5 protein-coding genes are annotated in these 2,805 nt (G+C 68.4%); all 5 read left to right on the top strand.

The genetic code is table 11. The features are described 5' to 3' along the window. A partial coding sequence (locus AC27KI_RS22260; RefSeq protein WP_487115880.1) for a rhodanese-like domain-containing protein occupies positions 1-303 on the top strand: 303 nt, incomplete at its 5' end. Between the two features lie 70 nt (positions 304-373). Further along, positions 374-1,273: a serine O-acetyltransferase EpsC gene (gene epsC / locus AC27KI_RS22255; protein WP_487115878.1), complete on the top strand. Its 900-nt coding sequence runs from the start codon at positions 374-376 to the stop codon at positions 1,271-1,273. Between the two features lie 71 nt (positions 1,274-1,344). Beyond that, positions 1,345-1,614: a helix-turn-helix domain-containing protein gene (locus AC27KI_RS22250; RefSeq protein ID WP_272547789.1), complete on the top strand. Its 270-nt coding sequence runs from the start codon at positions 1,345-1,347 to the stop codon at positions 1,612-1,614. A gap of 60 nt (positions 1,615-1,674) precedes the next feature. Further along, positions 1,675-2,607, top strand: coding sequence for a family 2A encapsulin nanocompartment shell protein (locus AC27KI_RS22245; RefSeq protein ID WP_272547788.1), 933 nt, complete (start codon positions 1,675-1,677; stop codon positions 2,605-2,607). A 16-nt stretch (positions 2,608-2,623) separates the two neighbouring features. Then, the coding region (locus AC27KI_RS22240) for a hypothetical protein (RefSeq protein WP_487115875.1) at positions 2,624-2,805 on the top strand (182 nt) is incomplete at its 3' end.

The following is a 2,805-nucleotide window of genomic DNA, read 5'->3' as shown; positions in this document are numbered from 1 at the left end:
GTCGGCCATGTGCCGGGCAGCCTGCACGTGGCCTGGGCCACGGGCACGGCGCTCACCCGCAACCCCCGCTTCGTGCGCGAACTGGAGGCCGCCATCGCCAAGGCCGCCACGCGCGACGCGCCCGTGCTGCTGCTGTGCCGCAGCGGCAAGCGCTCGGTGCTGGCGGCCGAGGCCGCGGCCAAGGCGGGCCTGCAGAATGTCTTCAATGTGACCGAGGGCTTCGAGGGCGAGATCGATGACCGCCAGCAGCGGGGCGCGTCGGACGGCTGGCGCTTTCACCGCCTGCCCTGGGTGCAGGATTGACGCGGGCAGCAAGCCCCGGCGGCGGTTCGCCACGGGCCCCCACTTCTTTCATCCCAGGCAGGAGGCCTTGATGGCTGTCTTCGAGACCGATCACATCGTGCAGTCGCTGCACGCCGTCCGCCGCGAATGGCGCGACTCCCAAAAGCGTTCGCAGGAGCCGGGCGGGCGCGAGTTTCCGTCCCGCGACGCGCTGGCACAGGTGCTGGAGCAGTTGAAGGGCGCGCTCTTTCCCATGCGCCTGGGCCCTCACGATCTTCGGCAGGAAAGCGAAGACTGGTACGTGGGCCACACGCTCGATCTGGCGCTGCATACCTTGCTGGGGCAGGTCCGGCTGGAGCTTCGCTACGGCGCGCGCCAGCACGGCGGGGCCGACAGCGAGGCGATCGAGCCGCAGGCGCTGGCGGCCGCGCAGGCTTTCGCCGCTTCGCTGCCGGACATCCGCCGGCTGCTGGACAGCGACGTGCTCGCCGCCTACCAGGGCGATCCCGCCGCGCGCAGCGTGGACGAGGTGCTGCTGTGCTATCCGGGCGTGCTGGCCATGATCTACCACCGCATCGCGCACCGCCTCTACACCCTGGGCCTGCCGCTGCTGGCGCGCATCGTGGCCGAACTGGCGCACGGCCAGACCGGCATCGACATCCACCCCGGGGCGCAGATCGGCGCAGGGTTCTTTATCGACCATGGCACGGGCGTCGTGATCGGCGAGACGGCGGTGATCGGCGAGCGCGTGCGCCTGTACCAGGCCGTCACGCTGGGCGCCAAGCGGTTTCCCACGGATGCCGACGGGCATCTGCAGAAGGGCCTGCCGCGCCATCCGGTGGTCGAGGACGACGTGGTCATCTATGCGGGCGCGACCGTGCTGGGCCGGGTCACGCTGGGCCGCGGCGCGGTCATCGGCGGCAACGTGTGGGTAACGCACGACGTGCCGCCGGGCGGCAACGTCACGCAGGCGGTGTCGCGCGAAGGGTAGGGGGCGGCAATGCCCCCTGAAGCAGGGGGCGCGGCTGTCAGGGTTCGAGAAAAAAGAAACAGGGAAAACGCATGTCGGTACTGATCAAGAACTTCGGGGTGGCGGTACGCCAGTCGCGCGAGGCGCAAGGGTGGTCGCAGGAACGGCTGGCCGAGCATTCGGACCTGAACCGCTCGTACGTGGGCGAGATCGAGCGGGGCGCCGCCATCGCCTCGCTGCTCACGGTGGAAAAGCTGGCCGGCGCGCTGGGGGTGCGGCCCTCGGCGCTGGTCACGCGCGGTGAAACCATTGGACACGCCAATCTCGTGCGGGGACTGCAATTGACGGCTATAGCCTGTTGAGCGCCGCGTTCGAAGCTTTGACACTGCCCAGGCTTTCTTCAACAACGCACGGAGTTCTTCATGTCTGCAACTGTGGGCGGCACGACCGCCTTGGGTGACAACGCCGCACGGCAATTGGCCAATGCCACCAAGACGGTCCCCCAACTCGAAACGATCAGCCCGCGCTGGCTCACGCACCTGCTGCAATGGGTGCCGGTGGAAGCAGGCATCTACCGCCTGAACAAGGTCAAGAACCCCGAATCCATCCGCGTCACCTGCACGGCCAAGGAAGAGGAAAACCAGCTGCCGCGCACCTTCGTCGATTACGAAGAAAACCCGCGCGAATTCTTCCTGAACGCCGTGAGCACCGTGCTGGACGTGCACACCCGCGTGTCGGACCTGTACAGCAGCCCGCACGACCAGATCAAGGAGCAACTGCGCCTGACGATCGAGACGATCAAGGAAAATCAGGAAAGCGAGCTGATCAACAACCCCGACTACGGCCTGCTGGCCCAGGTGACCGATGCGCAGCGCATCTTCCCGCTCACCGGCGCGCCCACGCCGGACGACCTGGACGAGCTGCTGACCAAGGTGTGGAAGGAGCCCGCCTTCTTCCTCACCCATCCGCTCGCCATCGCCGCCTTCGGCCGCGAAGCCACGCGCCGCGGCACGCCCCCGCCCACGGTGAGCCTGTTCGGCTCGCAGTTCATCACGTGGCGCGGCATTCCGCTCATTCCGTCCGACAAGGTGCCGGTGGCCGACGGCAAGAGCAAGATCCTGCTGCTGCGCGTGGGCGACAAGCGCCAGGGCGTGGTGGGCCTGTTCCAGCCGGGCCTGGCGGGCGAGCAGGGCCCGGGCCTGTCGGTGCGCTTCATGGGCATCAACAACCACGCCATCGCGTCCTACCTGATCTCGCAGTACTGCTCGCTGGCCGTGCTCACCAGCGATGCGCTGGCCGTGCTGGACGATGTCGAGGTGAACAAGTACCACGACTACCCGGACACCTACAAGTGAAGCGCAAGGAGCGGCCATGACCCTCGCTTCCTTCTCGCCGGGCGCCGACGCGTCCGGCGCCCCCATCGACCCGGCGCTGATCGCGCGCATGGCCAATGCCCTGTTCTCGGCGTTGCCGGGCGAGGCGACAGCGCCTGCGGGCGTGCACTCCGCGGGCGGCCTGCCTTCGGTGCCGCCTGCATCCGTGCCCGGCCTGGG

It is taken from the genome of Acidovorax sp. KPB24-03 (genome assembly GCF_057546605.1).
Note: the sequence above shows the minus strand (reverse complement) of the source record. Positions and strands in the feature narration are given on the sequence as shown.